The sequence below is a fragment of the Paraburkholderia sp. GAS348 genome, assembly GCF_050434205.1.
Classification (GTDB): domain Bacteria; phylum Pseudomonadota; class Gammaproteobacteria; order Burkholderiales; family Burkholderiaceae; genus Paraburkholderia.
In genome coordinates, this window is the sequence record NZ_JBNPVT010000008.1 from 35367 (window position 1) to 61807 (window position 26441).

General features: G+C 62.7%; 28 protein-coding genes. 7 read left to right on the top strand and 21 right to left on the bottom strand.

The features are described from left to right. Positions 1–6 precede the first annotated feature (6 nt). From P3T22_RS15765 to ugpQ, 6 genes are all read right to left on the bottom strand, one after another. Positions 7–1287: a dicarboxylate/amino acid:cation symporter gene (locus P3T22_RS15765; RefSeq protein ID WP_063497788.1), complete on the bottom strand. Its 1281-nt coding sequence runs from the start codon at positions 1285–1287 to the stop codon at positions 7–9. Positions 1288–1768: 481 nt separating this feature from the next. Beyond that, on the bottom strand, positions 1769–2839 hold the full coding sequence (locus P3T22_RS15770) for an ABC transporter ATP-binding protein (RefSeq protein WP_063494626.1): 1071 nt from the start codon (positions 2837–2839) through the stop codon (positions 1769–1771). Positions 2840–2871: 32 nt separating this feature from the next. Further along, entirely contained in the window at positions 2872–3663 is a 792-nt protein-coding gene (locus P3T22_RS15775; protein WP_063494625.1) for an ABC transporter permease, read from the bottom strand. Then, a complete protein-coding gene (locus tag P3T22_RS15780) occupies positions 3660–4598 on the bottom strand; it encodes an ABC transporter permease (RefSeq protein WP_063494624.1) in 939 nt (312 codons plus the stop codon). Before P3T22_RS15780 ends, P3T22_RS15775 begins: the two co-directional genes overlap by 4 nt. Before the next feature lie 24 nt (positions 4599–4622). Next, entirely contained in the window at positions 4623–5735 is a 1113-nt protein-coding gene (locus tag P3T22_RS15785; protein WP_063494623.1) for an ABC transporter substrate-binding protein, read from the bottom strand. 98 nt (positions 5736–5833) lie between these two features. Continuing rightward, positions 5834–6622, bottom strand: a complete 789-nt coding sequence (gene ugpQ / locus P3T22_RS15790; protein ID WP_429325425.1) for a glycerophosphodiester phosphodiesterase — start codon at positions 6620–6622, stop codon at positions 5834–5836. 566 nt (positions 6623–7188) lie between these two features. Here ugpQ and P3T22_RS15795 point away from each other — a divergent pair. Beyond that, positions 7189–7959, top strand: coding sequence for a DeoR/GlpR family DNA-binding transcription regulator (locus tag P3T22_RS15795; RefSeq protein WP_063494621.1), 771 nt, complete (start codon positions 7189–7191; stop codon positions 7957–7959). A gap of 68 nt (positions 7960–8027) precedes the next feature. Here the strand turns inward: P3T22_RS15795 and P3T22_RS15800 are convergent, their stop codons facing one another. Beyond that, positions 8028–9695: a Na/Pi cotransporter family protein gene (locus tag P3T22_RS15800; protein WP_063494620.1), complete on the bottom strand. Its 1668-nt coding sequence runs from the start codon at positions 9693–9695 to the stop codon at positions 8028–8030. Positions 9696–9918: 223 nt separating this feature from the next. On the opposite strand from P3T22_RS15800, the gene P3T22_RS15805 reads away from it, so the two are divergent. Next, positions 9919–10602 (top strand): HAD family hydrolase, encoded by a 684-nt coding sequence (locus tag P3T22_RS15805; RefSeq protein WP_429325426.1) that lies wholly within the window; start codon positions 9919–9921, stop codon positions 10600–10602. A 244-nt stretch (positions 10603–10846) separates the two neighbouring features. After that, positions 10847–10981, top strand: coding sequence for a hypothetical protein (locus tag P3T22_RS15810; protein WP_256390471.1), 135 nt, complete (start codon positions 10847–10849; stop codon positions 10979–10981). A gap of 120 nt (positions 10982–11101) precedes the next feature. Here the strand turns inward: P3T22_RS15810 and lipA are convergent, their stop codons facing one another. The 3 genes from lipA to P3T22_RS15825 form a co-directional block, all read right to left on the bottom strand. Continuing rightward, positions 11102–12109 carry a lipoyl synthase gene (gene lipA, locus P3T22_RS15815; RefSeq protein ID WP_063494618.1) on the bottom strand — a complete coding sequence of 336 codons (1008 nt, stop codon included), beginning with the start codon at positions 12107–12109 and terminating at the stop codon, positions 11102–11104. A 13-nt stretch (positions 12110–12122) separates the two neighbouring features. Next, positions 12123–12848: a lipoyl(octanoyl) transferase LipB gene (gene lipB / locus P3T22_RS15820; protein WP_429325427.1), complete on the bottom strand. Its 726-nt coding sequence runs from the start codon at positions 12846–12848 to the stop codon at positions 12123–12125. Positions 12849–13000: 152 nt separating this feature from the next. Further along, positions 13001–13327 (bottom strand): DUF2917 domain-containing protein, encoded by a 327-nt coding sequence (locus P3T22_RS15825; RefSeq protein ID WP_063494616.1) that lies wholly within the window; start codon positions 13325–13327, stop codon positions 13001–13003. A 98-nt stretch (positions 13328–13425) separates the two neighbouring features. Here P3T22_RS15825 and P3T22_RS15830 point away from each other — a divergent pair, with 98 nt between their 5' ends. Beyond that, complete coding sequence (locus tag P3T22_RS15830) at positions 13426–14394, top strand: transcriptional regulator GcvA (protein ID WP_063494615.1); 969 nt, start codon at positions 13426–13428, stop codon at positions 14392–14394. Positions 14395–14418: 24 nt separating this feature from the next. Here P3T22_RS15830 and P3T22_RS15835 read toward each other — a convergent pair whose 3' ends face one another. The 9 genes from P3T22_RS15835 to P3T22_RS15875 form a co-directional block, all read right to left on the bottom strand. Next, the gene (locus P3T22_RS15835) at positions 14419–14688 is read right to left on the bottom strand and encodes a DUF493 family protein (protein WP_063494614.1); all 270 of its coding nucleotides are present in this window, start codon (positions 14686–14688) and stop codon (positions 14419–14421) included. Between the two features lie 172 nt (positions 14689–14860). Then, positions 14861–16090 carry a D-alanyl-D-alanine carboxypeptidase family protein gene (locus tag P3T22_RS15840; protein ID WP_063494613.1) on the bottom strand — a complete coding sequence of 410 codons (1230 nt, stop codon included), beginning with the start codon at positions 16088–16090 and terminating at the stop codon, positions 14861–14863. A gap of 326 nt (positions 16091–16416) precedes the next feature. Beyond that, positions 16417–17061, bottom strand: coding sequence for an alpha/beta hydrolase (locus P3T22_RS15845; protein ID WP_063494612.1), 645 nt, complete (start codon positions 17059–17061; stop codon positions 16417–16419). Positions 17062–17069: 8 nt separating this feature from the next. Further along, positions 17070–17393: a (2Fe-2S) ferredoxin domain-containing protein gene (locus P3T22_RS15850; RefSeq protein ID WP_063494611.1), complete on the bottom strand. Its 324-nt coding sequence runs from the start codon at positions 17391–17393 to the stop codon at positions 17070–17072. A 255-nt stretch (positions 17394–17648) separates the two neighbouring features. After that, entirely contained in the window at positions 17649–18806 is a 1158-nt protein-coding gene (locus P3T22_RS15855) for a VanZ family protein (protein ID WP_063494610.1), read from the bottom strand. A 31-nt stretch (positions 18807–18837) separates the two neighbouring features. Continuing rightward, complete coding sequence (locus tag P3T22_RS15860) at positions 18838–19464, bottom strand: ABC-type transport auxiliary lipoprotein family protein (protein ID WP_063494609.1); 627 nt, start codon at positions 19462–19464, stop codon at positions 18838–18840. 34 nt (positions 19465–19498) lie between these two features. Beyond that, complete coding sequence (locus tag P3T22_RS15865) at positions 19499–20473, bottom strand: MlaD family protein (protein ID WP_063494608.1); 975 nt, start codon at positions 20471–20473, stop codon at positions 19499–19501. 16 nt (positions 20474–20489) lie between these two features. Beyond that, on the bottom strand, positions 20490–21368 hold the full coding sequence (locus P3T22_RS15870) for an ABC transporter ATP-binding protein (protein WP_063494607.1): 879 nt from the start codon (positions 21366–21368) through the stop codon (positions 20490–20492). Further along, entirely contained in the window at positions 21365–22498 is a 1134-nt protein-coding gene (locus P3T22_RS15875; protein WP_063494606.1) for an MlaE family ABC transporter permease, read from the bottom strand. Before P3T22_RS15875 ends, P3T22_RS15870 begins: the two co-directional genes overlap by 4 nt. 106 nt (positions 22499–22604) lie before the next feature. On the opposite strand from P3T22_RS15875, the gene P3T22_RS15880 reads away from it, so the two are divergent. From P3T22_RS15880 to P3T22_RS15890, 3 genes are read left to right on the top strand one after another with little or no spacing between them, the layout of a single operon-like run. Beyond that, positions 22605–23510, top strand: a complete 906-nt coding sequence (locus P3T22_RS15880; RefSeq protein WP_063494605.1) for a biotin--[acetyl-CoA-carboxylase] ligase — start codon at positions 22605–22607, stop codon at positions 23508–23510. Then, the gene (locus tag P3T22_RS15885; RefSeq protein ID WP_063494604.1) at positions 23507–24322 is read left to right on the top strand and encodes a type III pantothenate kinase; all 816 of its coding nucleotides are present in this window, start codon (positions 23507–23509) and stop codon (positions 24320–24322) included. The genes P3T22_RS15880 and P3T22_RS15885 overlap by 4 nt, the downstream gene beginning before the upstream one ends. Positions 24323–24375: 53 nt before the next feature. Next, entirely contained in the window at positions 24376–24615 is a 240-nt protein-coding gene (locus P3T22_RS15890; RefSeq protein ID WP_063494603.1) for a hypothetical protein, read from the top strand. Positions 24616–24713: 98 nt separating this feature from the next. Here P3T22_RS15890 and rfaE2 read toward each other — a convergent pair whose 3' ends face one another. Further along, complete coding sequence (gene rfaE2, locus P3T22_RS15895; RefSeq protein WP_063497787.1) at positions 24714–25196, bottom strand: D-glycero-beta-D-manno-heptose 1-phosphate adenylyltransferase; 483 nt, start codon at positions 25194–25196, stop codon at positions 24714–24716. A 189-nt stretch (positions 25197–25385) separates the two neighbouring features. After that, a complete protein-coding gene (locus P3T22_RS15900; protein ID WP_063494602.1) occupies positions 25386–26258 on the bottom strand; it encodes a hypothetical protein in 873 nt (290 codons plus the stop codon). Between the last annotated feature and the right edge of the window lie 183 nt (positions 26259–26441).

Below are 26441 nucleotides of genomic sequence, written 5' to 3' on the forward strand. Positions count from 1 at the left end.
CGCGGCTTAAACGCTAGCCGGCTCTTTGACCGTCGCTTCACCCCGCAACGCGGCGTTCAGCTTGTTGCGGTCCAGTTCCTTTTCCCATGCCGACACCACCACCGTCGCCACACCGTTGCCGACGATGTTCGTCAGCGCGCGGCATTCGCTCATGAAGCGGTCGATACCGAGAATCAGCACCATGCCCGACAGCGGAATGGTCGGCACCACAGCGAGCGTGGCGGCCAGCGTGATGAAGCCTGCGCCCGTCACACCGCTTGCGCCCTTCGAAGTCAGCATCGTCACCGCCAACAGCGTGAGCTGCTGCGTCCACGTGAGGTCGGTGTTGGTAGCCTGCGCGATGAACAGCACGGCCATCGTCATGTAGATGTTGGTGCCGTCGAGGTTGAACGAGTAACCGGTCGGCACCACGAGGCCCACCACCGAGCGCGAGCAGCCGAGCTTTTCGAGCTTCAGCATCAGTTGCGGCAGCGCGGCTTCCGACGAGCTCGTGCCGAGCACGATCAGCATCTCTTCCTTGATGTAGCCAACAAAGCGCAGGATGTTGAAGCCCACCGCACGCGCGATGATGCCGAGCACGACCACCACGAACACGATCGAAGTCAGATAGAACGTGCCGATCAGCTTGAGCATCGGCAGCAGCGAGCCGATGCCGTACTTGCCAATGGTGAAGGCCATCGCGCCGAACGCGCCGATCGGCGCCAGCTTGGTGATGATGCGCACGATGCCGAACAGCACGTGCGAGAGCCCGTCGATGAAGTTCGTGACGACCTTGCCCTTCTCACCGGCCGTGGCGAGCACCGCACCGAACAGCAGCGCGATCAGCAGGATCTGCAGGATTTCGCCTTGTGCGAAAGCCGACGAGAGCGTGTCCGGAATGATGTGCATCAGGAAATCGACCGTGGTCTGGCCGTGTGCCTTGGCGGCATACGACGCGACAGCCTTGCCGTCGAGCGTGGCCGGATCGATATTGAAGCCGACGCCCGGCTTCAGCACGTGCGTGGCGATCAGGCCGAGCAACAATGCAAACGACGAGACGATTTCGAAGTACAGCAGCGCCTTACCGCCGACGCGCCCGACCTTCTTCATGTCTTCCATACCGGCGATACCCGTCACCACCGTACAGAAGATAATCGGCCCGATCACCATCTTGATCAGCTTGATGAAGCCGTCGCCGAGTGGCTTCATGTCGATAGCGAAGTCCGGCGAATAGTGGCCGAGCGCGATGCCGATGATGATCGCGACGATCACCTGGACGTACAGCACTTTGTGGATAGGTTTCTTCACGATGTTTCCTGCGATATGGGTGAGCTCAAGGCCTGCCACGCTGCGCATCATGCGAACGAATAGTCGTCACGCCTGTGCACGGCATTAGGCCGCGACAAGACGACGAATTCAGAAATACCGGGAAGGGAAATCAGACATCGTTGTCTCCTTGCTTTAGTTGTCGGTCCATTGCGGCCGCAGGTTCTAAATTGCAAGGTCGATGCCAGCTTGATGCGACGCGAATCGCTTTGATTTTTATAGGTTTTTTGGTGTGCTACGACGCCCGCCGTCCGGGATTCCGGAAATCCGGACGAGGTGTGTCGGGGAATCCGGAATCCGTACAGGCGCGAATTCGGGAAAACCCGGGGCGCCTTTTGGGCTGCGGCTTTCGCCTGTTTCAGCCGAAACCGCCCAGCTTGCGCGCCGGCTTTCGCACGCGTCAGCAGAAACCGCCTAGCCGTACGCGCGGCCCTCGCCCACGTCGGGCACGGCTGTCCGGCTTCTATGCGCCGCCTTCTTCAAGCACCAACAAGTTCTCGTGCGAGAAACCCAGCGACACCGGTTGGCCTCGTTCGGGCAAGCCGCGATTCGGGTCGTTGAATACATCGAGTGAAATGACCGCATCCTTCACGCGCGTTCTGATGCGCACCACCGCGCCGAGGAAATTCACTTCTTCGACGGTCGCGTTCAGCGTGTTGCGGCCCGGCGCGGCCGGCTCCAGCACAATGGCTTCGGGCCGCAGCGCGAGCATGCGTTTCTTGCCCGCGTCGTCTGGCGGCAGTTCTTGCGTGGTGGTCAGTTCCTGACCGTCGACGGCCATCTTGCCGGTTTTCGGGTCGATCACATGGCCCGCCAGAATGTTCAGCGTGCCGACAAACGACGCGACAAAGCGCGTGCGCGGATAGTTGTAGATCTCCGAAGGCGAGCCGATCTGTTCGACACGCCCCTCGTTCATCACCACGATGCGGTCCGAAATCGACAGCGCCTCTTCCTGATCGTGCGTGACGAAAATCGACGTGATACCCAACTCACGCTGCAACGCCCGAATGTCTTGCCGCAGCGAAATGCGAATCTTCGCGTCGAGCGCGGAGAGCGGCTCGTCGAGCAACAGCACCTGCGGCTTGCCGGCAAGCGCGCGCGCCAACGCCACGCGCTGCTGCTGACCACCCGACAATTGCCACGGATAGCGCTCGCCGAGTTGCGGCAACTTGATCAGTTGCAACATCTCCTCGACGCGCTTGTTGATCTCCGTCTGCGGACGATGCGTGATCTTCAGTCCAAAGCCGATGTTATCGGCCACGGTCATGTTCGGAAACAGCGCGTACGACTGAAACACCATGCCGACCTTGCGCTGCCGCGTGCGCAAATGCGTCACGTCCTTGTTATCCAGCCGGATGACGCCGCGCGTCGGCGTTTCGAAGCCGGCGATCATCCGCAGCACCGTGGTCTTGCCGCAGCCGGATGGTCCGAGGAACGTGATGAACTCGCCGCGTTCGATCTTCATGTCGAAGTGATGCAGCGCGGTGTTCGCCCCGAAGGCCTTATGCAGATTTTCGATCTCAAGGAATGCCATGATTCGCTGCCTTAGTCGGTCAAATGAGTCCGTCAAATTTTCTGGCCGCTAAGCGCGCGTGCCGAGCCGAATACCTGAATCAAACCCATCGACGCCCATGTGATCACGAACGCGATGATCGCGAGCGCCGACGGTTCGTACGCACGGTTCGCACCGATCAATTGCAGATACGGGCCAAACGCGGGGCGGTCGAGCAGACTCGCCAGCGTGAACTCGCCGATCACCACGGCAAAGGTGAGAAACGCGCCGGACAGAATGCCCGAGCGGATATTCGGGAAGATCACCTTGAACAGAATCGTCGCCCAGTTCGCACCGAGACATTCGGCGGCTTCGGTCAGCGAACGCACGTCGACGGCGCGCAAACCGGCGTCGACCGCGCGATACATGTACGGCAGCGAAAGCGTGACGTAGCCGAACACCAGCAGCAGGTCGGTCGCGCGTTCGTTGCCGGTGAGCGGCAGAATCGAACTGCTGTTATAGATGCGCAGATACCCGAACACGATCACGATCGCTGGCACCACCAGCGGCAACAGCGTGATGAATTCGACGACCGGCCGCAGTCTCGGCAGCCGCAACTGCACGTAGTACGCAGTCGGCACCACCAGCAACACGCCGACAATGATCGTCAGCACCGCCATCAGGATCGAATAGCCGAACGAGGCCTGAAACCGCGGATCGCTCAGCACGACGCTATACGCCTCGAAGCTGTAGACGCCACGCTTCATGCGCAGGCTGAATTCGAAGGTGGCGAGCAAAGGAATCAGAAAGTACAGCGAACCGACGATCATCGCAGTCCACGCGCCGACACGCGATTGGCTATTCATCGACGCCCCCTTTCAGCGCGTGAACGCAACCAGATGTACCCGCCGTTCGACAGCCCCGTGACAAGCACCATGCCAAGCGCGAGCGCATAGCCCAGGTTCTGGTTGTGCATCACATCGCCACGAATCTGCGCGTACAGCAGGATCGTGACGATGTTCAGCGAACTGCCGGTCAGCGCGTAAGCCGTGGCGACCGCACCGAACGAATTGGCAAACAGCAGCAGCGTCGCGCCGAGCACGCTCGGCCACAACACCGGTAACGCTACGTGGCGCCAGTATTGGAAGGCCGTGCCGCCGAGGCAGTCGCAGGCCTCACGCCATTCGCGCTTCAGGCCGTCGAGCGCGGGCGTGACGATCAGCACCATCAAAGGAATCTGAAAGTACAAGTAAGTCAGTGTCAACCCGGAGAAGCTCAGAACGCTGAAGCCCGTCGAGTACAGATTGAAGCCGAGGTATTTCTTCAGCAATACGGTCACGAGACCGACGCGTCCCAGCGTGCAGATGAAGGCGAACGCGAGCGGCACGCCGGCAAAATTCGAGGCGACGCCGGAGAACGTCATCAACGTCGGGCGAATCCAGCCCGGCAATTTGCCTTGCACCGCCGCCCACGCGAGCAGCGAGCCGATCACCGCGCCGCCGAGCGCGGAGGCGGCGCTCACCTTGAAGCTGATCCAGTAGGCATCCATCACCGTGGGCTGGAGCAGGTCGCGGAAATTGGCGAGCGTGAAATGGCCTTGCGAATCCTGGAATGCGCCGACCATCAGAAAACCGGTCGGCAAAATCAGGAACAACAGCGCGAAGGTGAAAAACGGCACCACGCCGATCCAGGCGAGCAACTGCGACGCGCGGCCCGGACCGTCGACGCGAGGCGTTGGAGTAGGCGCAGGCGGAACCAGTAATTCCGGCTGCACCGATCCGGCATCCGATGAGGCGCTCATAGTTCACCTTTGGTGCTTTCTGGCTTACTTGACGTTCGCGCCGACCGCTTCGTCCCAGTGCTTCGTGATGGTGTCCTTGTAGGCGTCCTGTTGGGACAGTGTCGGGAACACCACATTCTTGTATGACGACGGCGCCGGCAGCTTGTCGAGCAGCGCTTGCGGGACCTTCTTCGCCGCCACCAGTTCGTTATAGCGCATCGGATGGCAATAGCCGGTGAGCCAACCGATCTGGCCTTCATCCGAGTACAGATATTCCATCCACAGCTTGGCGGCATTCGGATGCGGCGCGTAGGCGCTGATTGCCTGAACGTACACACCGGCGACCACGCCCGTCTTCGGAATCACCACCTGCACCTTCGGATTGCCCTTCAGTGTGTCACGGTCGGCCAGCGCGTTGTAGTCCCAGCGCACGACGATCGGCGTAGTGCCCTGAGCGAGCGACGCGGCCTTGCCGATCACCGGCACAAAGTTGCCGTTCTTGTTCAGAGCGGCGAAATATTGGAGACCGGCCTTGTCGGCCTTGCTCACATCGCCCTTGCTTTGCGACAGGCCCGCCGCGAACACGGCCTGGATCGCCTGGTTGGCCGAGCGCGGGTCGCCGGCCAGCGAAACGGCGTTCTTATAGTCTGACTTGAGCAGATCGCTCCAGTCGGACGGCGCCTTGTCGATCATGTCGGCGTTCACTTCAAACGACAGCACGCCGTAGTAATCGCCATACCAATAGCCTTCGGCATCTTTCGACTCTTTCGGAATCGAGTTCCACGAAGCGACCTTGTACGGCTGCAGCAAACCCTCGGCCTTCGCGGTCGGACCGAACGACAGACCCACGTCGATCACGTCAGGCGCCTGCGGACCCTTGTTGCCCTTATTCGCCTTGATGGCTTCGACTTCGTCGCCGGAACCCGCATCCGGGTTCAGTTCGTTGATCTTGATACCGTACTTTTTCTGAAAGCCGGCCACCAGCTGACCGTAGTTGCACCAGTCATGCGGCAACGCGATCACGGTAAGTTGGCCTTCCTGCTTCGCGGCTGCGACCAGTGCATCGAGCGGCGCGGCCGAAGCGCTGCTCACGCCGGCTGCGGCGACACCCGCAGCGGCCGACATCGAAAGTATGCGAGCTAACACGGTGCGCTTCATAGTCTTCCCCATCCTCTGCCGAAATTGCTACGTTTGGAAAATTTCTAATTTCTGGCCCTATGAGCACGCGCCTGTGCAAACTCGCACCCGCGCCATGCTCAGTCCGGATTCGCCGGCGCTGAAAACATGTCCTCGTGCTCAAGTCTATCGATGCGATCTGTACAAATCATGTCCACGCCCCATTGCGCGAGCAGCTTTGCACGCACCGGGTCATTCACCGTGTAGGCCAGTACACGCAAACCGGCTGCCTTGATCTCGGCGACCAGCCGCTCGGTCAGATACCGGTGGCTCGCGTGCAAAGACACGCAATCCAGTTCCCGCACGATGCGCAGCCAGTCCGCCGGGACCTCTTCGAACAGCATGCCGCGTTGCAATGAGGGCGCCGCATCCCGCGCAGCAGCGAGCGCCTCGAACGAAAACGATGACAGCAGCGGCGGCGTCTGCCCTTGCCACAAAGTCAGCGCGCCACCTGCGACCAGGCGCCCGGTGATCTCGTCACGACCCACGCAGGGTTTGATTTCGATGTTGGCGGCGATGCCATCTCGTGCGCAACGCCCCGCCGCCTCGGCGAGCGTCGGCAGGCGCGTGCCAGCAAACTGCGGCCCGAACCAGGCGCCGGCATCGAGCACGGCCAGTTGGTCCCACGTGTGTTCCGCCGCGGCACCATGGCCGTTAGTCGTGCGTTCCAGCGTGTCGTCGTGCAACAGAAAGAGCTGGTTGTCGGCAGAGAGCTTGGCATCGAATTCGACCATGCGGTAGCCGTAGCGCACGCACGCGTCGAAACCGGCCAGCGTGTTCTCCGGCGCCAATGTGCCGCCGCAGCGATGCGCAACCCGCCTCGGATACGGCCAGTCTGCGGATAAAGTGCGATCAATGCCGTTTGCCACGTCTCGTTACCTTCCAGATAGAGCGGGTTAAGTATGCTCCCGACACGTTCCCAGTTGCCCGTACCGCCATGACGCACTGCGTCATGCAGCCTTTACGCGTGGGCCCCGCGCGTAGTATCGCGCCAATGGGCGACGCTGCGATAGCAGGCCACACGGCCAACGCCGAGACCCATTCCGCCCCGTGTTGGCTCAGCGATTTTATTGTCAGGATGCCAAACCGTGCGGCCTCCTGGCAGCGCCGCATGCAGCAGTGAATGGTTCAAGCGGCAGATCCCAAGATCCATTATGGCAACGGCATGGGTCAAGCAAATTGCCAAAAATTGCCACAAAATGCTCGAAATTGGGCATTTCAATTCCTTTCCGAACATTTGATGTTCGAAATCGGCGCAGCACTTCGATCTGCGAAGGCTAAGGTTAAATACACAAAGTTGCAAGCTGCCAAAAAAATACAACACAATTCGGCTAAAGTAGTACGCTTGACATCCTCCGGACACACATCCGTGTCCACGATGACACTTTAAAAAAGCAAGCCGTGTGAACGAGCGTTCGCACTCAAGGAAAAATGCATGTGGCAGGAAGACCGTCATCAGAGAATTCGCGCGTTGCTGTCCACGCTTCAACGCGTGTCGACTGAACGGATCATGGCGGACCTCGGGGTGTCGCGCGAAACGGTGCGGCGCGATCTGCTCGACCTGGAAGCACTCGGTGAATTGCGGCGCGTGCATGGTGGCGCGATCAAACCTGCCGACGAGGCGCCGATCGCCGAGCGCGCCCACATGCGCGTCAAATCCAAAACGGCAATCGCCAAGGCGGCCACCGGTTTGATCGCGAGCGGCCAGACACTTTTCATCGACGCGGGCACCACCACCGCAGCGCTCGCCGAAGAGCTGGCGAAACTGGCGAACCTGACGATCGTCACCAATTCCATCGACGTCGCGCTGAAAATGCGCGGCGCCGTGGATCAGACGGAAGCAGCCAACGAAGTGATCCTGCTGGGCGGTTCGATCAGCGATCGCGCAATGGCGACCACCGGCGCCACCACCGTGCTCGACATCCAGCGCTATCGTGCGGACATGGCCTTGCTCTCGCCGGTCGGCATCGATCACCGGCATGGCGCGACCAACTACGATCACGCTGAAACCGAAGTGGCGCGCGCCATGGTCGCCAACGCAGACCGCGTGGTGATCCTCGCCGACTACAGCAAGATCGGTCAGCGCAGCAGGATTTCCTACTGTCCGGTCGATAAGATCGATGTGCTGGTCACCAACAAAAAGGCGGCCGAAGCCGCCGACTTTGCGGCGCTGAAAAAGAAGCTGGAAGAGATCGTTCTGGCTTAGGGCGCCGGCGTGTTCGGGGCTTCGCACGAATGCTTCAGGAAGCGCTGCAAGAGCGCCGCGCGACCCGCTTATTCCTTCACATGCATCGTATCGAGCACGCGCTTGCGCAAGCGCGTGTCGTGCAGCGCGCCGGCTGCGTCGAGCACCGGATAGGCCGTCGAACAGAACAGTGAATTGAGCCGCTTCATGTCGCTGATCAGATCCAGATGCAACGCGCTGGTCTCGATGCTGCGCAGGGTTTGCCCCGCGAGCCGGTCCAGGTGCTTGTATGAATACGCGCGCTCCAGATCGCGAAAGCGCTCCTTCTCCGCCAGCAGCCGCTCGGCGCAACGCAGGTCGTTAGTCAGAAACACCGACAGGCCAAGCTGCAGATTGCTGACGAGCCGTGCCTGCAGGTCGTCCAGCTCGCCCAGCCCCTCCTCCGAAAACGACAGCCGGTGCGCGATCTTCTTTTCCTCGATATCGCCAACGATCCGCTCGATGATGTCGCCCGCATGCTCCAGATTGATCGTCAACGCGATGATGTCGGTCCAGCGGCGGCTGTCAGCTTCATCGAGTTGCTCGCGGGAGATCAGTGTCAGATAGCTTTTGACCGCGGCGTAGAGTTGGTCCACGTCGTCGTCCATACGGACCGTTTCGCGCGCCTTGTCGAGGTTGTTGTCATGAATCAGGTCCGCGATGTTATCGAGCATGGTGCGCACGATGTCGCCGATGCGCAGCACCTCGCGGGCGGCGTGCGCGAGTGCGAGCGTGGGTGTGGGAAGCGCGGCGGCATCCAGATGCAGCGGCCGCAGTTCGCCGTTGGGCTGCGGCCGGTCCGGCAATACCCGCGTGCAGATGCGCGCCACCGGATCGATCAGCGAAAGGCAGGCGCAGCAACGCAGTGTGTTGTAGATCACGTGAAAACCGACCACCGCTTCGCGTGGATTCGCGATCAGCACCGGCAGCCCGCGTGCAAGCAACGGCGCGAACGGCAGGATCAGCAACGCGCCGGTCAGCTTGAATGCGAGACTGCCCAAGGCCAGACGCCGCGCCGCCGCGTTCTGCGCGAGCGTACCCATCAGCGCCAGCAAGCCGCTGCCGAGATTCGCGCCGATCACCAGACACAGCGCCACCTTCAGCGAGATCACGCCGGACGAGGCAAGCGTCGCAGTCAGCAGGACCGCCGCGAGACTCGAATAGGACAGCATCGCGAATGCCGCGCCGACCAGCGCGTCGAGCATGGTGTCGCCGGTCAGCGCGCCGAACATCACGCGCACGCCGGCGCCTTGCATCATCGGCTGGGCGGTTTCGACGATCAGGTGCAGCGCCAGCAGGATCAAGCCTAGCCCGATCAGCGTACGGCCGACCTGGCCGAGGCGGGTTTGCTTGCGCGACAGAAAGAGCGGCACGCCGAACAGAATCAGGATCGGCGACAGCCATGACAGATCGAGTGTCAGCACCCGCGCCATGAGTGCGGTGCCGACGTCGCCGCCAAGCATGATCGCGAGGCCGCTGGTAAGCGGCAGGAGACCTTGCGCAGCGAAGGACGTGACGATCACCGCCGTTGCATTGCTGCTCTGCACGAGGCTTGTGACGCCAACGCCCGCGAGGAAGGCACGCCAGCGACTGCTGGTGCTGCGCCCGAGGACGCTGCGCAGATCGGCGCCGAGCACGCGCAGGATGCCGGTACGTACGATATGCGAGCCCCACACGAGGAGCGCCACACCAGCCAGAAGGTTAAGAAGAATCAACATAAGGCACTGCGCACCCGTTCCTGCTGCCAAGACCCGAACCGCATGCCGCGCGAACCGGCACCCGGGGCGTTTATGACACTAGTGTTGCACATTTTTGCCTTATTGTAATTTTGTGCTTTTGAATATACGCTCGTGCCAACCTGTGGATTACGGTGTGCCGGCTCATGGCCCGGCACGCGATTCGCTCAACTACTTATTTTTCTCACTCTCACAAGGACGCTGGATGAGCCGCAACCTTGCGCTGTTCGACCTGGACCACACGCTGCTGCCGCTCGACAGCGATCAGGCGTGGGCCCATTTCATCGCCGGATTGGGCATAGAAGGCGCTGCGCAGCACGCGGAGGAAATCGACGACTATTACCGCCAGTATGTGGCCGGCACACTCGATATGACCGCCTACCTGAACTACACATTGGCGCCGCTGGCTCGCCACTCGCGCGAGCAGCTCGACGCGTGGCACGTGCAGTTCATGGAGGAGGTGATTGCGCCGGCCATTCTGCCCGCTGCGCGGAAACTCGTGCAACGTCATATCGACGCAGGCGACCTGTGCTGCGTCGTCACAGCCACCAATGTGTTCATTACGAAACCGATCGCCAAGGCACTCGGCTTCGAACATTTGCTGGGGATCGATCTCGGCACTGAAGACGGCGATCCGTTGGCACGCTTTACCGGAAATTCGGTCGGCGTGCCGACCTTCCGCGAGGGCAAGATCACGCGCACCGAGGACTGGCTAGCTTCGCTCGGCCAGCGCCTGCAGGATTTCCCGCAGAGCCGGTTCTATAGCGATTCGATCAACGACGTGCCTTTGCTCGAGCGTGTCACGCATCCGGTCGCGACCAATCCCGACCCGCGTTTGCGCGCCGTTGCCACGGAACGCGGCTGGCCTGTGATTGAATTGTTTGCTTGAGCGTGCGCGGGCTGGCGGCTAGACGCGCCCCTTCACAATACTGGTGTGCCTGGGTGCGGCCGATGCAGCGGCTCGTCCAACGCGTCACGCAAGAGAACAGGAGCGTGATGGATGGTTGATGTGGTTTTCGCTGCTCATAACCGGCGTCGTCGCGGCCTCCTTTTCCGCATCTCATTATTCGCTTACCTAACTGATTTAGGCGCGCTGAGCTGCACTTTTCGACCTGGTTTCAAGGAGATCCAGCATGCCCAATTTGATCTACCGCCTCATCGAAGACCGCGCGCTGCGCCATCGTTTTATCGGCTTTCTCTATCCGTTCACGATTATCGGCGGAGTGATATCTGTTACTTGCAGTCTGCTCGCGCGCCACTACCGCTAAGCAGCACAGGCAGATCGCCGCGCGGAACTGCTGAACCGCCCGCTCCAGCGCCCCAAAAAAGAACAAAGCCCGCAACACGTGCGGGCTTTGCATTTTCAAACTGACAACACACTAAACCGTTCAAACCACCCCGGCTCCATGCGCCTGCAGATCGGCGTGGTAGCTCGAGCGAACCATCGCGCCTACCGCCGCGTGTGTGAAGCCCATCTTGTACGCTTCTTCTTCGTACATCTTGAACGTGTCCGGATGCACATACGAGCGGACCGGCAGGTGGTGCTCCGACGGCTGCAGATACTGACCGATCGTCAGCATGTCCACGTCGTGTTCGCGCAGATCGCGCATCACTTGCAGAATCTCTTCTTCGGTTTCGCCGAGGCCGACCATCAGGCCAGACTTGGTCGCGACGTCCGGATGCAGCGCCTTGAAATCCTTCAGCAGTTTCAGCGAATGCGCGTAGTCCGAACCCGGGCGCGCTTCCTTGTACAGGCGCGGTACCGTTTCGAGGTTGTGGTTCATCACATCGGGCGGTGCGGCGTTCAGAATGCCGATCGCACGATCCAGACGGCCGCGGAAGTCCGGTGTCAGAATTTCAATGCGTGTTTCCGGCGACAGTTCGCGTGTCTGACGGATACATTCCACGAAGTGAGCCGCGCCACCGTCGCGCAAATCGTCACGGTCGACGCTCGTGATCACCACGTACTTCAGCTTCAGTGCGGCGATGGTGCGCGCCAGGTTGCCCGGCTCATCCACATCGAGCGGATCGGGGCGGCCGTGGCCGACGTCGCAGAACGGGCAGCGGCGCGTGCACTTGTCGCCCATGATCATGAACGTCGCGGTGCCCTTGCCGAAGCATTCGCCGATATTCGGGCAGCTCGCTTCTTCGCACACCGTGTGCAGGTTGTGTTCGCGCAGAATCTGCTTGATTTCGTAGAAGCGCGAATTGCCGGTGGCCGCTTTGACGCGAATCCAGTCCGGCTTTTTCAGCTTTTCGATCGGGACGATCTTGATCGGGATACGGGCGGTTTTGGCTTGTGCCTTCTGCTTCGCGGTGGCGTCGTAGGCAGCGGCGGAAGCCGGCTCGGCGGCAGAAGCGGCAGAAGCAGCGAGGTTCGCGGTAACGTCAGTCATTCGTTCGGTCCAGTCAGGCGGTGAGAGCACCAGCCTGCGGTTGGGCGACGGCTGCGGGACTGCCGTCGAGGTTTGCGGTGAGGCGTGCTGCAAAGGTACGGGCCACGTCGTCCCAGCCGGCGGCAACACCCAGCGTTGCCATATCGACTGTTTCGAGCCCCGCGTAGCCGCATGGGTTGATGGCCAGAAACGGCCGCAAGTCCATGTTCACATTCAGGCTCACGCCGTGATAGCTGCAGCCGTTGCGGATTTTCAGACCCAGCGCGGCGATCTTGGCGCCGGCATGCAGCCCGGCATCCGGCCCGGGCGCCACGTAGATACCAGGGGCGCCCGCCTTGCGTTCTCCCGCGAGATTATACGCCGCGAGGGTGTCGATCACAGCCTGCTCGATCCGCGTGACCATCTCGCGCACCATCAGCTTGCGCCGGCGCAGATCCAGCAGCAGGTAGGCAACCACCTGCCCGGGTCCGTGATAGGTGATCTGCCCCCCCCGGTCGACCTTGACGAGCGGAATACCGCTATCGGCGGCCAGGAGATGCGCCGGGTCGCCGGCCTGGCCAAGCGTAAAGACGGGAGGGTGTTCGACCAGCCAGATTTCGTCGGATGTATCGGCAGTGCGCGCGTCGGTGAACGCGCGCATCGCTTCGAAACTGGCTTCGTAAGGTTCGTTGCCAAGCCAGCGCAGCGTAAGCGGCGCCATGGCGGGCAAAGGAGACGGGGAAACCGGGGCGGCGCACATAATTCCCACAGTTTACCGAAATCTGGGCATCCCCGCCGGACGCACCTGCTTAAGGGCATGGCGCCGCCTCGTATCGCGCCGGAGCGCCGTTTAGCCTGAGCGCCGTTTTGCCTGAGCGCCGATGCGCGATCACGTCGCGGCGCTCCCTGCGTTCACACCGTGCGCCAGCCCCCACGCATGCGGGCCGCCAGCCGTTCGCCGACCCGCGCGAGCCAGTTCAGTGCACGCTCATCGCAGCGCGTCGGCACCGAAAACGCGACCTTCGCGTGCGTGCTGCCCTCCGCGCTCAACCACAACCGTTCACCGCGCCGCAGCCGCAGCGTGTGGCCAGGCTGCAGCCAGTAGTCGTCCGTGTCGTCGCTGCGCGTAACCCACACCGCGCCACCGTGCACAACCAGCTTGGTGCTGCGCGCCACCTTCATAGGAATGGTTTCGCCGTTGCGGATTTCAAACGCGATGCTAGAGGAAATTTCTCGCATAATGCCCTCGCAAAAGTTCGTTTCGTGGCTACAATCGTAGGCGTAGCAAGGGTTTACGCAAAACGATCTATTTTCACCTCTATGTGAGAAATATTGCGATGGACCTCCGGCAATTACCCCCACTGAACGCCATCAAGGCGTTCGAAGCCGCCGCCCGCCACGAGAGCTTCTCGCGCGCCGCTGACGAACTGTTCGTCACGCACGGCGCTGTCAGTCACCAGATTCGCGCGCTTGAGGCGGAGTTGGGCGTCACGCTGTTCGCCCGCGACGGCAAACGCGTACGGCTCACGGACACGGGCCGGCGCTATGCCACGCGCGTGCGCAGCGCGCTGACGGCGCTTGTCGACGCCACCCGCGAAATCCGCGCCGGCGACCGCGAGCGGCGCCTTGTCGTGTCCATGCTGTCCTCGTTTGCGGCGCGCTGGGTGACGCCGCGCATTGGCAGCTTTATCGAGGCGCATCCCCAGTGGGACCTCGAACTGCTGTCCACCAATGCGTTGACCGACTTCGCGCGCGACGACGTCGACGTGGCGATCCGCTTCGGCTACGGCAAGTATTCGGGGCTGCACGCGGAGTTGCTGCTGGAGGAGATATTCTTTCCGGCCTGCGCACCGAATTTCAACGGCGGCAAGCTGCCGCAAACGCCGGCCGATCTGGCCAAGGTCCCGCTGCTGCGTTCGGACGACGAACTCTGGCGCCCGTGGTTCGACGCGGCCGGCCTCACCGACTGGCCGGAGCCGAAGCGCGGCGTGCTGTATCAGGATTCGTCGAATTTGCTGCAGGCGGCCATCGACGGTCAGGGGATCGCGCTCACGCGCCGTTCGCTGGCAATGCACGAGATCGCAGCAGGCCGCCTTGTGCGGCTATTCGATGTGGATGGACCAAGCCCATGGCAGTACTACTTCATCTGCCCGCCGCAGATGCTCGAAACCGCGCGCGTCAAGGCGTTCCGCGCCTGGGTATTCGAAGAAGTGGGACGGTTCAGACAGCTTTTCGAGCGGGCTTGCGAGGCGGGGCCTGCAGCAAGCGCCGATCTGGCGGCGGACGCATTGCACGTCACGCCGTAAAACCGAGACACACAGCGCCAGGCTTTAAAGCACCACTTTCACCATCGGATGGCCGGTGAGCGCGCGATAGATATCGTCGAGCTGCGCCTGGCTCGTGGCGCGCACTGTGACCGTCAAACCGGTGTAATTGCCGCCGCTGGACGGCCGCGTTTCCACGCGCTCGGGGTCCACTTCGTTATCGAACTGCCGAACCACCGAGACAATCGTCTCGGCGAACTCTGGATGCGACTTGCCCATGATCTTGATGGGAAAGTCGCACGGAAACTCAAGCAACGATTCTTTCGCGGGATTCACTTTCTACTCCTTGCAGCGCTTCTAGCGCTTCCTTGGCCTTGGCACGCTGATAGGCCGCGTACAACACGCCATCCTTCACCAGCGCGCTTCGGACAAGGGCACCAGCTCGCCGTTCAGATAAACGATCGGATCGAGCGAAATATCGGCAACAGCGGTCATCGCAATCGGGCTCTTACTTCTTCTTGTTGAACATCAGCATCAGCGAATCCCATACGCGGCCGACCACGCCGGCTTGCGGTACAGCCTGCAACGCGACAATCGGGAATTGCGCCAGCACCTTGCCGTCGGCCACCAGCTTCGCCGTGCCGACTCGCTGACCATTCGCGATCGGCGCGATCAGCGGATCGATCTGCTCGATCTGCGGCTTCACCTTGTCGCCCATGCCCTTCGGCACGGTGATGGTCTGATCGCCCTTCACGCCGATCTGCACGGTGTCCTGCGCACCCTTGTAGACGCGCGGCGTGCCCACCACCTGATTCGCCTTGTACAGACGCACCGTGTCATACGCGGTGTAGCCGTAGTTCAGCATCTTCAGGGCGTCCTGCACGCGGTCGTGTTCCTTGGTCTCGCCCATCATCACCGCGACGAGGCGGCGCGAGCCGTCGGTCGTGCCCGGCAGCGAACGCTTCGCGCTGGCGATCAGGCAGTAGCCGGCGGCCTGCGTGTGACCGGTCTTCAGGCCGTCCACCGTCGGATCGATCCACAGCAGACGGTTGCGGTTCGGCTGCTTGATCTTGTTGTACGTGAATTCCTTGACCGAGAAGATGTTGTAGTAGTCGGGGAAGTCACGAATCAGACGCGCCGACAGAATCGCGAGGTCGCCCGCCGTGGTGTAGTGCTGCGGGTCGGGCATACCGTTCACGTCAGCAAAATGCGTGTGCGTCATGCCGAGTTTCTGCGCTTCGGTGTTCATCATGTTGACGAACTGCGCTTCGCTGCCGCCCACCAGTTCGGCCAGCGCGATCGCCGCGTCGTTACCGGACTGGATGATCATGCCGTACACCAGATCGTGCACGGTCACCGGCTTGTTCGCTTCGATGAACATGCGCGATTCGTCGGTTTTCACGCGGCGCACCGCTTCGCTCGGCTCAATCGTCTGGTCCATCGTGATCTTCTTCGTCTGCAGTGCTTCGAAGACGAGGTACGCGGTCATCAGCTTGGTCAGCGAGGCCGGCTCGGCGCGTTCGTCGGCATTTCCCGAGGCGAGCACCTGATTGCTGGTGGCGTCGACGAGCACCCACGAGCGCGCGTTCACCGCGGGCGGCGGCACCTGCGCGAACGCCGTGCTGGCAACGAGGGTTGCCGGCAGCACCATGCCGAGGGTCACGGCGCGGCTAAGCGCAGGGGGAACGAAAGAAGCAACTGACGGGAATGACGTGCGGCCGGAGGTGGAGAAACGCATAGGGTCGGTTCGTGCGAAAAAATACATCGCGCGCAGGGCGCACAGTTTGGAGGAGCCGGTCGGCGAACGTCAGGCCGTAAAACGGCGCGGCGCCCATTGGACTTCCGGCCACGCGATCGGTTCGCGCAGCACGCCTCGCATCCGGCACCGCTGCGCGCGCAAAGCTACGCGTCGCGCGAACTGCCGGGTGGGCGATGCTGCGCCCAAAAAAGAGCGCCTATTATACGCGCGCTATCCTGGTATCTTTGACCAAAGGGCGGCGATTAATTTGCGTTTGCACGTACCTGTACCCCGGAAAACACGCGCGGCGCGTCCCCCGCACCCCATTAACGCCACGCGTCGACAATGATCCGTTTCAGAACGTGCAGCTTGCGATGCAGAAAATGCTCTGCCCCCGGAATCACGACGATCGGCAATTCCTGCGGCCGCGCCCAGTCGTAAACCGACTGAATGGGAACGGTCTCGTCGGTTTCGCCGTGAATCACAAGCGTATTTTCCGGCACGGGTGCGACCTCCCAACGGCTCGCCGCCGTGCCGACGAACACGATCCGCTCGATCGCCTGACCTTCTTCGCGCAGCTTCGCAGCCACGTGCGACAACACGAAGGTGCCGAACGAAAAACCCGCCAGTACGAGCGGCAGATCGCCCTGCCCGGCTTGCGCGCGCATGTGATCGAGCACGGCGCGCAGATCGTCGCGCTCGCCGATGCCGGCGTCATGCTCGCCTTGCGTTTCGCCGACACCCCGGAAATTCGAGCGGTACGTCACGTAGTTCAACTGCACAAGCGTGCGCGCGAGCGTCTGCGCGACCTTGTTGTCCATCGTGCCGCCGAACAGCGGGTGCGGGTGCGCGACCAGGGCGATGCCGCGCGGCGCGGCGCCGTTCTCGCGCATGTCGTCGGGCAGATCCTGCGCGACCTCGATCTTGCCGACCGGGCCGTCGATCAGATACTTCTTCGTATGTACGTTCATGGCGCGGTTTATTGATCGATCTTCAGGCGCTCGACAATCTTGCCGTTCACGAGGTGCGAATCGACGATTTCGTCGATGTCGCTCTCGTCGACATACGTGTACCAGACGCCTTCCGGATACACGACGAGCGCCGGGCCGAGCTCGCAACGCTCGAGACAGCCTGCCTTGTTGATGCGCACCTGGCCCGGACCTGCAAGGCCGAGTTGCTTCACGCGTTTTTTCGCGTGTTCCTGCATCGCCTGCGCGTTGCAATTCGCGCAGCTCGGGCGCTCCGCGCCGGGATCGCGCTGATTGAGGCAGAAGAAGACGTGGTACTTGTAGAAGGAGTCCATGATGTCCGGAAGCGAGACTGTGAGAGTGGGAATGGCGCTGGAAGCGCTGCGGCGCGCCTGTTGTGCGGACGATTATAGCGAGCGGGGCTGACGGTCGCTGAACGACGGACTGACGGCGGCCCGCGGCCCGGCCGGGTATGCAGCGCATCTTGCGGCGTGCGCCCTGTGCGCCCTGTGCGCCCTGTGCGACCCCGTGCGGCCCTGTGCGGCCGGGCGCGCCGCCCCATCCGGCCGCGCGCATGCGCCGCCCGTGCTTCATGCGCGTTTCACGCGCCGCCTGAGCCACACCTGTTCGACGCGATAGGCGAGCCACACCAGCGCCGCATACGGCCAGCTCCACGCGATCCAGTGCGCGAGACCGTTGAAGTGCAGATACCGCCCCTGGCGCCAGTCGGCCAGCACGGCATCGAAATACGGATTCACCGGCAGCAGATTGACGAACACCAGCGCGACTGTGAGCGCGCAGGCCGCGAGCGCCGCACGCGACCGGCGCCGCAAGCGCAGCGCCAGGAGTGCCGCGACGGCGCCGCACACAAGCCCCGCCAAGGCGCCGGGCGTCGCCCAGTCGAACGCAAGACCGGATTGCGATTGCAGAAAGGTCGCGCCCGCCTTGACGCACAAGGTCGTGACGATAAACAGGATCAACAGGCGCACGAGCGGCGCATGGCGGCGCACCGGCAGCGAAGCCAGGGCGAGTGCGGCGAACAGATCGAGCGTCGTGATGACAGCTTCCCAGGTGTCGTCCGGCAGCCAGGCGGCAACCAGCGCCGGCCACGCACCGACGTGCCAGGTCGGCGGCGTCCATGCGAGCAGGGCATCTTGTGTCGTCGAATCGAAACGCAGCCAAAGTTCGCGCGGCCAGTTGCCGAGACCGAAGAGGCGCGGCGCCGGGTACATCGTCGCGAACGGCCACAAGGCGACGAGGCACGCGAGCGCCGCCGTGTCGCGCTCGAACCAGAGAAGCCGCAAACGCCGCAGCAGACCGCGATCGAGCAATGCGCCAGTGGCCGGCGACATGATCGCCGCGCCGAGCAGCGCGCCGAGCGCATTGGCGGCCAGATCGAGGTTGGAGGCAACGCGCGTCGGCAGATAGGTTTGCACCGCTTCCATCACACCCGACAGCAACCCGCCGAGCACGAAGGCCAACGCGACCGCCAGCGTACCGCGCCAGCGCGGATACACCGCAAGCACCACCAGCGCGCCGAACGGCATATAGCCGAGCACGTTCGTGACGACGTCGAACGCCGTCAGGTACTGCGGCATGGGATCGGACAGGTAGGCAAACGGAGCGAGGCCGAGCGAACGCCAGCCGGAAAACGGATACCACGAACCGTAGACGATCAGCGCCGCGTACAGCCCCAGCGCCTGCCGGGCAAGCGCCGACGGACGGCGCTGCCAGGGTTTAACGCTCATGCAGCGCTCCGTTCTTTGCGCTGCATGCCGGTCATTGCGCGGCGACCAGCGCCTGCACGCCGAGCCATGCGCCGATCTGCGCGACGAGATCGTCGCTGGCCGCAGCGAGGGCTTGCGCGCCGCCGGCGGCGTCCGCCGAACTGGACGGCGCGCGCGCGATGAAGGTGCGCTGGCCGATCACCTTGCCGCCTTGCGTCAACGTAGCGCGCGCGGTAACTGCCGCATGGCTTTCCGACCGGCTATCGAAGACCTGTTCGAACTCGCTCAGATCGACCTTCAGGACCGCGGCGTGCACGCCGTCAGCGCCCGTCAGCACGGTGCCGCGCGAACTGAGCGCACCGCGCAGACGCTGGGTCAGCAATTGCGACGGCGCCATGGTCCAGTGGCTATTCGCGTACGACGCCGTCTGCTGCGCGTCGGCGTAGCTGAGCCGGTAAATCAGCTTGTCGGATTCGAGGTTGTCGGGCGCGGTGACATCCAGCACCTTCACCGCCGGCAGCGTGCCGGCCGAGGCCGCCGGATTCGGCGGCCCGAAGTCGTAGCGGATGTCCGAGATCGCCGCGGGGTTACCGGCACAGCCTGCAGCCAGCACGCCGAACGCGAGCAGCATCGCAAGCGCGGCGCTCGAGGACAACAATCGGTGAATCGAGCGTGACATAACCATGTTCCTTCTTCAAAACCTGCGAATCATTTCATTGAGGAGCGTGCGCAGCGGCGCGGGCCGCCGGCCACGTGAAGCCAGCTTCGCCGGGGCCCGGCGCCGCACCCGGCGCACCGAACAGCACGCTGCGCGGATTGGTGCTGAACGTGTCGGCAGCGCGGTCCACCGAACGGGCCGCGGAGCGCACGTCTTCGGCGAGCGAATTGACGCGCGGCAGCGTGTCGTAACCGACGCGCGCCGACAACTCCTGGATCGAACTGTCCATCGACACCAGCGCGTCACCCGCTTGCTGCGCCGCCGTTCCGACCTTGTTCAGGTTGGTTTCGAACGGCCCGTCCGGGCGGTTCAGACTGGTGATCAACTGATTGGTCGATGCCAGCGTGCGATCCAGTTCGTTGATCGTGGCGGGCAGCTTGCCGGCTGCGGGCGCCATCTGCTGGGTCAGCGTGGCGACGCCGTCGGCGGCCTTCTGAAGGCTCGCTGCGGTGCCCTGCAACTGGCTGACCATTGCCGGCGACAACAGATTGTCGACGTCGTCAGTGACTCTTTCGAGTTTGCGCAGCAAAACGTCGCCGCGCTGCTGCAACTGATCGAGCAAGCCCGGATGCATCGGCAATTGCGCCACCGCTTTAGCCGACGACGCGAGCGGTGTCAGATCGCGCCCAGTGTCATCCAGCTGGATGAAGGCGATACCCGTCACGCCCTGAAACCCCAGGCTGCCGAACGTGGAGTGCGTAATCGGCGCGTGCGTGTCGACGAGGATACGAATCAGAATCTGTCCCGGATGATCGCGGTCGAATTTGATCGACTGCACCTTGCCGACGTCGAGCCCGCGATAGCGCACGGCCGCGTCGGTATAGAGCCCCGTGACGTTGGTGCGCGCGATCAGATCGTACGGCACCCGTACGGAACGGTCGACGTTGAACAGAAAAGCCGCCACCGCGATTGCAGCCAGCAAGGCCACCGTGAAGATCCCTGCCCAGAAGGCATGTGATTTGTTTTCCATTGTCAGGTTCCCTGGTTCACAGCGGCAATTCGGACGATGCCGATTCGAGCGCCGCGCGCGGCAACTTTGCGCGGCGTTCCGGCGGCAGCGCCTGCAGCGCACGACGCCCGCGCAGGCCGAGGAAATATTCGCGGATAAAAGGATGATCGACGCCCGCCGCCTCTTCGACCGGCGCGGCGACCAGCACCTTGCGATCCGCCAGCACGGCGACGCGGGTGGACAGCGCGATCATCGTATCCAGATCGTGCGTGACCATGACCACCGTCAAACCGAGCGCGCGATGCAGCGCGGAGATCAGTTCGACGAATTCGTCGGACGCCTGAGGATCGAGGCCGGCGGTCGGTTCGTCGAGAAATAGCAGCTCGGGTTCGAGTGCGATGGCGCGCGCAATACCCACGCGCTTGATCATCCCGCCCGAGAGCGCGGATGGCATCTTCGATGCGTGCTTGCATGGCAGGCCGACCATCTCGAGCTTGAGCATCACGATGTCGCGCAGCAGGTCCGCGGGCACCTGGCCGAGCTCGCGCAAGGGCTGCGCGACGTTGTCGAACACCGAGAGCGACGAGAACAGCGCGCCGCGCTGAAACAGCATCCCGGAGCGGCTGCGCATGAGCAGCGCGTCTTCAGGCGAAATGGTGGCAATGTTCTCACCGAACAGCTTGATGGTCCCCGACGACGGCCGCTCCAGGCCGAGAATCTGCCGCACCAGCGTGGTCTTGCCCGAGCCCGACCCGCCGACGACCGAGACGATCTCGCCGCGCCGCACGTCGAAATTCAGATGCTGATGCACGATGTTGCGGCCGTAGCGCTTGGTGATGTCGATCACTTCGATCACCGGCTCCGCAATCTCGGGCATCGGTTGGCCGCGTACGGCCTGAGTGAGTGGCGCGATCATCCTAGCCCCACGTTCTGGAAGAGGATCGCGAACACCGCGTCCGCGAGAATCACGATAGTGATCGAGGTCACCACCGAGGTCGTCGTGCCTTCGCCGAGACTTTGCGAATTGGCCTTGATACGGAAGCCGAAGTGACAGCCGACGATCGCGATCAGCATGCCGAACGCGATGCCCTTGCCGAGGCCGATCCACAAGTTCGCAACCGGCACCACGCTCGGCAAGGCGCGCGCGAAGTAGCTCATGTCGATGCCGAGGACGATCTTCGCGGCGAGCGCGCCGCCCGTCAACGCGATGATATTGGTCCACATCACGAGGAGCGGCATGGCCACGCCAAGCGCGACCACGCGCGGCAGGATCAGCCGCAAGCCGTGCGGGATGCCCATCACGCGCATGGCGTCGAGTTCTTCGGTGACGCGCATCACGCCGATCTGGGCGGTAATCGCCGAGCCCGAGCGGCCCGCCACCAGAATCGCCGACAGCACGGGCCCCAGTTCGCGAATCACCGACAGCCCAAGAATATTGACGATGTACTGATTCGCGCCAAAAAGCCGCAGTTGCTGCGCCGACAGATAGCTCAACACGATGCCAATCAGGAACGCGACCAGCGCGGTGATCGGCAAGGCCTTGGCGCCGGCGTTATAGACGTTCGCGGAGATTTCGGTCCATGGCGTGATTTTCGGTTTGCGCAGGATCGCGAGGAGATCGATCACGACCTGCCCGAACATGCCGAATCCGCCGTACAGGTGCTCGAAGAACGAGAAGATCCCGAGGCCGAGCCGGGTGAACGGATCGAACTTGATCACCGGCTCGACCTTTTCGCGCGCCGTATCGAGCAGTGCGATGCGCTCGAAAATGTCGCGTTGCGTATCGGTGAGCGTGGTGTCCGGGGGCAGCCTGTGGCCCCACACGCGCCACAGTGCCTGACCGCCGACGTGGTCCATCCGGTCGATACGCGACAGGTCCCATTGGCGGATGCCCTCAGCGCCGAGCAGCGAGTGCAACAGAGGAATCACGTGGCCGGTGGCCTTGTCGCGAGCGAGCGCGAGCGCTGTCCACTGGCCCGAGAGCCGGACGATCTTGCCTTGGCTGCCAGCCGCGACTTCAAGGCCGGGCGGAGTGTCGTAGTTCAAGGATCGCTGCAATCTGGTTATCGGATTAGGGGTCATTGTAGCGAAGGCGCGGCAGATGAACCGTGCTCGCGGGCTCACAGCGTTCGCTATCGCTACAATATGAGACATGAACGCCTCCAAGACCCCACCCCAAGCCGCCGCGGCTTCCGACTGGCGCATCGACCGCGAGCGCGCCATCGCGCTATTCGGTCCGCACGCGCATGACTGGCCGATCGAAATCGTCGAGGAAACCGGCTCGACCAACGCCGACCTGATGACGCGCGTCAAGGCATTGCCGCGCAAAACCGGCGCGCTGCCGCGGCCGATCGTGCGGGTCGCGTATCTGCAAACCGCGGGCCGCGGCCGCCGTGGCCGTCCATGGTATGCGGAGCCGGGCAATGCGCTGCTGTTTTCGGTGGCGTGCGTGTTGCCGCGGCCGCTCGAAGGGCTGGCGGGCTTGAGTCTTGCGGTGGGCGTGGCGCTGGTCGACGGGCTGCGCTCGTTGCCGGTCGCAGGCCCTGGGCAAATCGCGCTGAAGTGGCCCAACGACGTCCTGCTCGAAGGCGACAAGCTGGCCGGCATCCTGATCGAAACCGCGTGGAGTACCGATGACGCAAGCGCCGTGGTGATCGGTATCGGCACCAATGTGAAGGGCGCTGAGGAGCTTGCCGCCAAGGTCGGCGCGCTGAACGCGGACGTGCCGGCGCAGGCGCGCGGCACCGTGCCGACCGCGCTGCAACGCGCGCTGCCGAATGCGAACCTCACCGATACGCTGGCGGCGGAACTGAGCGCGCTCGAACCCGCGTTGCAGCGCTTCGGCGCTGAAGGCTTCGCGCCGTTCCAGTCGCGCTGGAACGCCGTGCACGCTTACGCAGGCCGCGAAGTCGTGCTGCTGGAGCAAGGTCAAGAGCTGGCGCGCGGCGTGGCGACGGGTGTCGACGAGCGCGGACAACTGCTGCTCGACACGGCGGCGGGCCGCCTGACCGTCGCGACCGGTGATGTCTCGCTGCGTCTGGCCGATGGTGCTGCATGACGAGCGGTGCGCCTTATCTGTTGATCGACGCAGGCAATAGCCGCATCAAGTGGGCGCTGGTGCAGCCGGACGGTATGCAAATCGCGGCCGGCGCGCTGGCGCACGGCGGCGCTGACCAACCTGACTGGTCGAATTTGCCGGCGCCGGGCGGCGCATGGTTGTCGAACGTCGCGGGCGAAAGTGTCGCGGCGCGGATTGCCGCACTACTCGACGCTCACTGGCCGCAACTGCCGCGCGCGACGATCCGCGCCTCTGCGCAGCAATGCGGCGTGACCAATAGCTATACGACACCGCATGCGCTCGGCAGCGATCGCTGGGCCGGGCTGATTGGCGCGCACGCAGCGTTTCCCGGTGAGAATCTGCTCATTGCGACGTTCGGCACGGCGACCACGCTTGAAGCGTTACGTGCGGACGGCTGCTTTGTCGGCGGCCTGATTGCGCCGGGCTGGACCTTGATGATGCGCTCGCTGGGCGAGCACACGGCGCAACTGCCGACGCTCGACGCCAACGCGGCGCGCGGCTTGCGCGACCCGGGCGCCACATCTGATCGAGATCGGCGCGGCCCGTTCTTTGAGACTGATACGCCGCGCTCGCTGTCGGCCGGGTGCACGTTGGCGCAAGCTGGTTTGATCGAGCGTATGTGGCGTGATTTGCAGGACGAATGGCAGGTGCCGGTGCGCCTGGTGGTGAGCGGCGGCGCCGTGGACGAAGTGACAAGTGCGCTAAAAGTGCCGCATACTCGCCACGATTCGCTGGTGCTGTCAGGGCTTGCGCTGATTGCTGCCGAACGCACGATGGAACGCGACGCCTGAGTCCCGGCCCGACGAAAAACGGCGGCTGAACTTATCGACGGGGAATACTAACGATGCTGCGCTGGCTGATCGCCATATTGTTTCTTGCCAACATGCTGGCATTCGTCGTGGTGCGCGGCGTGTTCGGCCCGGCGCCCACGGCCGGCGGCCGCGAGCCGAACCACCTGAACCGCCAGTTCCATGCGGAATGGTTGAAGGTGCAACCCGTCACGGCAGCCGAAGCCGCCGATCAGGCGATCGTAGGCGGCCCGGCGCCGACGGTGCCGATAGCGGCATCAGCGCTGCCGCAGTGAAGAAGCGGCGGCTGGTGCTGGAGTAGCGCCGTGCCCACCCATCTGCCAGTAGTGCGCTTAGCGTTGGAAGAGAAGAAAGCGCCGCCCGGACAAACACATCACCCTTGCGCGCGAACCTTCTTCAATAACGCAGTGGTCGAACGTTCATGCTCGAAGGGAATCGCCAAAGCCTTGCCGCCCCATTCCCGCACAATGGCCGATTCGGGCAAAGCATCCATGTCGTAGTCGCCGCCTTTGACCAGCACATCCGGCCGCAGCGCCGAAATCAACTCCACGGGCGTCTTCTCGCCAAAGCAGACCACGTAATCGACGCTCTCCAGCGCTGCCAGCAAAGCCATCCGATCGGCCTCGTTATTGATCGGCCGGTCATCCCCTTTGCCTAGCATGCGCACCGATGCATCGCTATTGACGCCCACAATCAGGCAAGCGCCGAGCGCTCTGGCGTCGGCAAGATAAGTCACATGTCCGCGATGCAGAATGTCGAACACTCCATTGGTAAATACAACCGGCGCAGGCATAGAGGCGCGAAGTTTCACCAACGCATCGCGCGTAAAAATCTTGCGTTCAAAAGTGGCGGCCATGATGGAGTCGCGAAGAAAAAGAAGTGCCGCCACGATACACGGCGAACGGCGTGAAGCAAAACGGCCCAGCAAGCTCATGCCTGCCGGGCCGTTCTTGAAACTGTAAAACCGGTTCGTGGCGCACGCGCTGAATCGGACTCAAATTCGCGGACTCAAACCCGCAGCGTGAAGCCCACGAACCGGAACCGATCAAGCCGGCTGTTCAGCCGATTTCTGATCGGCCTGCAAGCGCGCAACGACTTCCTTGCGATAACGGTTCAATTCCTGCGCCGTATTGAACGTGCGCTCGAACAGAATCGACAGGTTATGCAGAATCCGCTCGACCACTTTCTTTTCCCAGCCGTCGTCGAAACGGATCTGATCGTCGAGCCAACGCTCGAGCCATTCCGGATCCGGCAGACGCGATTGAATCGTGTCGCGCGGGAATAGCGCCTGATTCACGTGCAAATTGGTCGGGTGCAGCGGCTTTTCCGTGCGGCGCGCCGATGCCATCAGGACGCCGATCTTGGCGAACGCTGCACGCGCGATGTCGCCGGTTTGCACCATCGCTTTCTTCATATAGCGCAGATACGCGCCGCCATGACGCGCTTCGTCACGCGAGATGGTTTCGTAGATGGCCTTGATGACCGGTTCGGTGTGCCATTCGGCCGCGCGGCGATACCAGTGATTCAGGCGGATTTCGCCGCAGAAGTGCAGCATCAGCGTTTCGAGCGGCGGCGCCGGGTCGAATTCGAAGCGCACCGCGTGCAGTTCTTCTTCGGTCGGGCACATTTCCGGCTTGAAACGGCGCAGATATTCCATCAGCACCAGCGAATGCTTCTGTTCTTCGAAGAACCACACGCTCATGAATGCGGAGAAATCGCTGTCGTGATGGTTGTCACGCAGGAACATTTCCGTGGCGGGCAACGCCGACCATTCGGTGATCGCGTTCATCTTGATCGTCGCGGCCTGCTCGTCGGTCAATAGCGATGCATCGAACTTGTCCCAGGGAATGTCTTTCTCCATGTCCCATCGAACGGATTCGAGCGATTTATAAAGTTCCGGATAAAGCATGGTGTTCATAGTCCCACCCCTGTTCTGCGCATACTGTCTGTGTCTGTCACTATTACGTGTAGTACTTTTGCTGATGACGAACGAAACGCACCGTTTTGGGCATCGTTTATCGGCCAAGCCTTCAATTTTACGCGGTAATCGGCCGCCTAGATGCATCGGGCAGCAAAGAAGTCCAGCCGTTTGCGCGGCGCC

Excerpts from the sequence above, each read along its gene's own strand:
- P3T22_RS15770 (WP_063494626.1), bottom strand. The coding sequence starts at position 2,839 with ATGGCATTCCTTGAGATCGAAAATCTGCATAAGGCCTTCGGGGCGAAC.
- P3T22_RS15775 (WP_063494625.1), bottom strand. The coding sequence starts at position 3,663 with ATGAATAGCCAATCGCGTGTCGGCGCGTGGACTGCGATGATCGTCGGT.
- P3T22_RS15780 (WP_063494624.1), bottom strand. The coding sequence starts at position 4,598 with ATGAGCGCCTCATCGGATGCCGGATCGGTGCAGCCGGAATTACTGGTT.
- P3T22_RS15785 (WP_063494623.1), bottom strand. The coding sequence starts at position 5,735 with ATGAAGCGCACCGTGTTAGCTCGCATACTTTCGATGTCGGCCGCTGCG.
- P3T22_RS15795 (WP_063494621.1), top strand. The coding sequence starts at position 7,189 with ATGTGGCAGGAAGACCGTCATCAGAGAATTCGCGCGTTGCTGTCCACG.
- P3T22_RS15800 (WP_063494620.1), bottom strand. The coding sequence starts at position 9,695 with ATGTTGATTCTTCTTAACCTTCTGGCTGGTGTGGCGCTCCTCGTGTGG.
- P3T22_RS15805 (WP_429325426.1), top strand. The coding sequence starts at position 9,919 with ATGAGCCGCAACCTTGCGCTGTTCGACCTGGACCACACGCTGCTGCCG.
- P3T22_RS15810 (WP_256390471.1), top strand. The coding sequence starts at position 10,847 with ATGCCCAATTTGATCTACCGCCTCATCGAAGACCGCGCGCTGCGCCAT.
- lipA (WP_063494618.1), bottom strand. The coding sequence starts at position 12,109 with ATGACTGACGTTACCGCGAACCTCGCTGCTTCTGCCGCTTCTGCCGCC.
- lipB (WP_429325427.1), bottom strand. The coding sequence starts at position 12,848 with ATGTGCGCCGCCCCGGTTTCCCCGTCTCCTTTGCCCGCCATGGCGCCG.
- P3T22_RS15825 (WP_063494616.1), bottom strand. The coding sequence starts at position 13,327 with ATGCGAGAAATTTCCTCTAGCATCGCGTTTGAAATCCGCAACGGCGAA.
- P3T22_RS15830 (WP_063494615.1), top strand. The coding sequence starts at position 13,426 with ATGGACCTCCGGCAATTACCCCCACTGAACGCCATCAAGGCGTTCGAA.
- P3T22_RS15840 (WP_063494613.1), bottom strand. The coding sequence starts at position 16,090 with ATGCGTTTCTCCACCTCCGGCCGCACGTCATTCCCGTCAGTTGCTTCT.
- P3T22_RS15845 (WP_063494612.1), bottom strand. The coding sequence starts at position 17,061 with ATGAACGTACATACGAAGAAGTATCTGATCGACGGCCCGGTCGGCAAG.
- P3T22_RS15850 (WP_063494611.1), bottom strand. The coding sequence starts at position 17,393 with ATGGACTCCTTCTACAAGTACCACGTCTTCTTCTGCCTCAATCAGCGC.
- P3T22_RS15855 (WP_063494610.1), bottom strand. The coding sequence starts at position 18,806 with ATGAGCGTTAAACCCTGGCAGCGCCGTCCGTCGGCGCTTGCCCGGCAG.
- P3T22_RS15860 (WP_063494609.1), bottom strand. The coding sequence starts at position 19,464 with ATGTCACGCTCGATTCACCGATTGTTGTCCTCGAGCGCCGCGCTTGCG.
- P3T22_RS15865 (WP_063494608.1), bottom strand. The coding sequence starts at position 20,473 with ATGGAAAACAAATCACATGCCTTCTGGGCAGGGATCTTCACGGTGGCC.
- P3T22_RS15870 (WP_063494607.1), bottom strand. The coding sequence starts at position 21,368 with ATGATCGCGCCACTCACTCAGGCCGTACGCGGCCAACCGATGCCCGAG.
- P3T22_RS15880 (WP_063494605.1), top strand. The coding sequence starts at position 22,605 with ATGAACGCCTCCAAGACCCCACCCCAAGCCGCCGCGGCTTCCGACTGG.
- P3T22_RS15885 (WP_063494604.1), top strand. The coding sequence starts at position 23,507 with ATGACGAGCGGTGCGCCTTATCTGTTGATCGACGCAGGCAATAGCCGC.
- P3T22_RS15890 (WP_063494603.1), top strand. The coding sequence starts at position 24,376 with ATGCTGCGCTGGCTGATCGCCATATTGTTTCTTGCCAACATGCTGGCA.
- rfaE2 (WP_063497787.1), bottom strand. The coding sequence starts at position 25,196 with ATGGCCGCCACTTTTGAACGCAAGATTTTTACGCGCGATGCGTTGGTG.
- P3T22_RS15900 (WP_063494602.1), bottom strand. The coding sequence starts at position 26,258 with ATGAACACCATGCTTTATCCGGAACTTTATAAATCGCTCGAATCCGTT.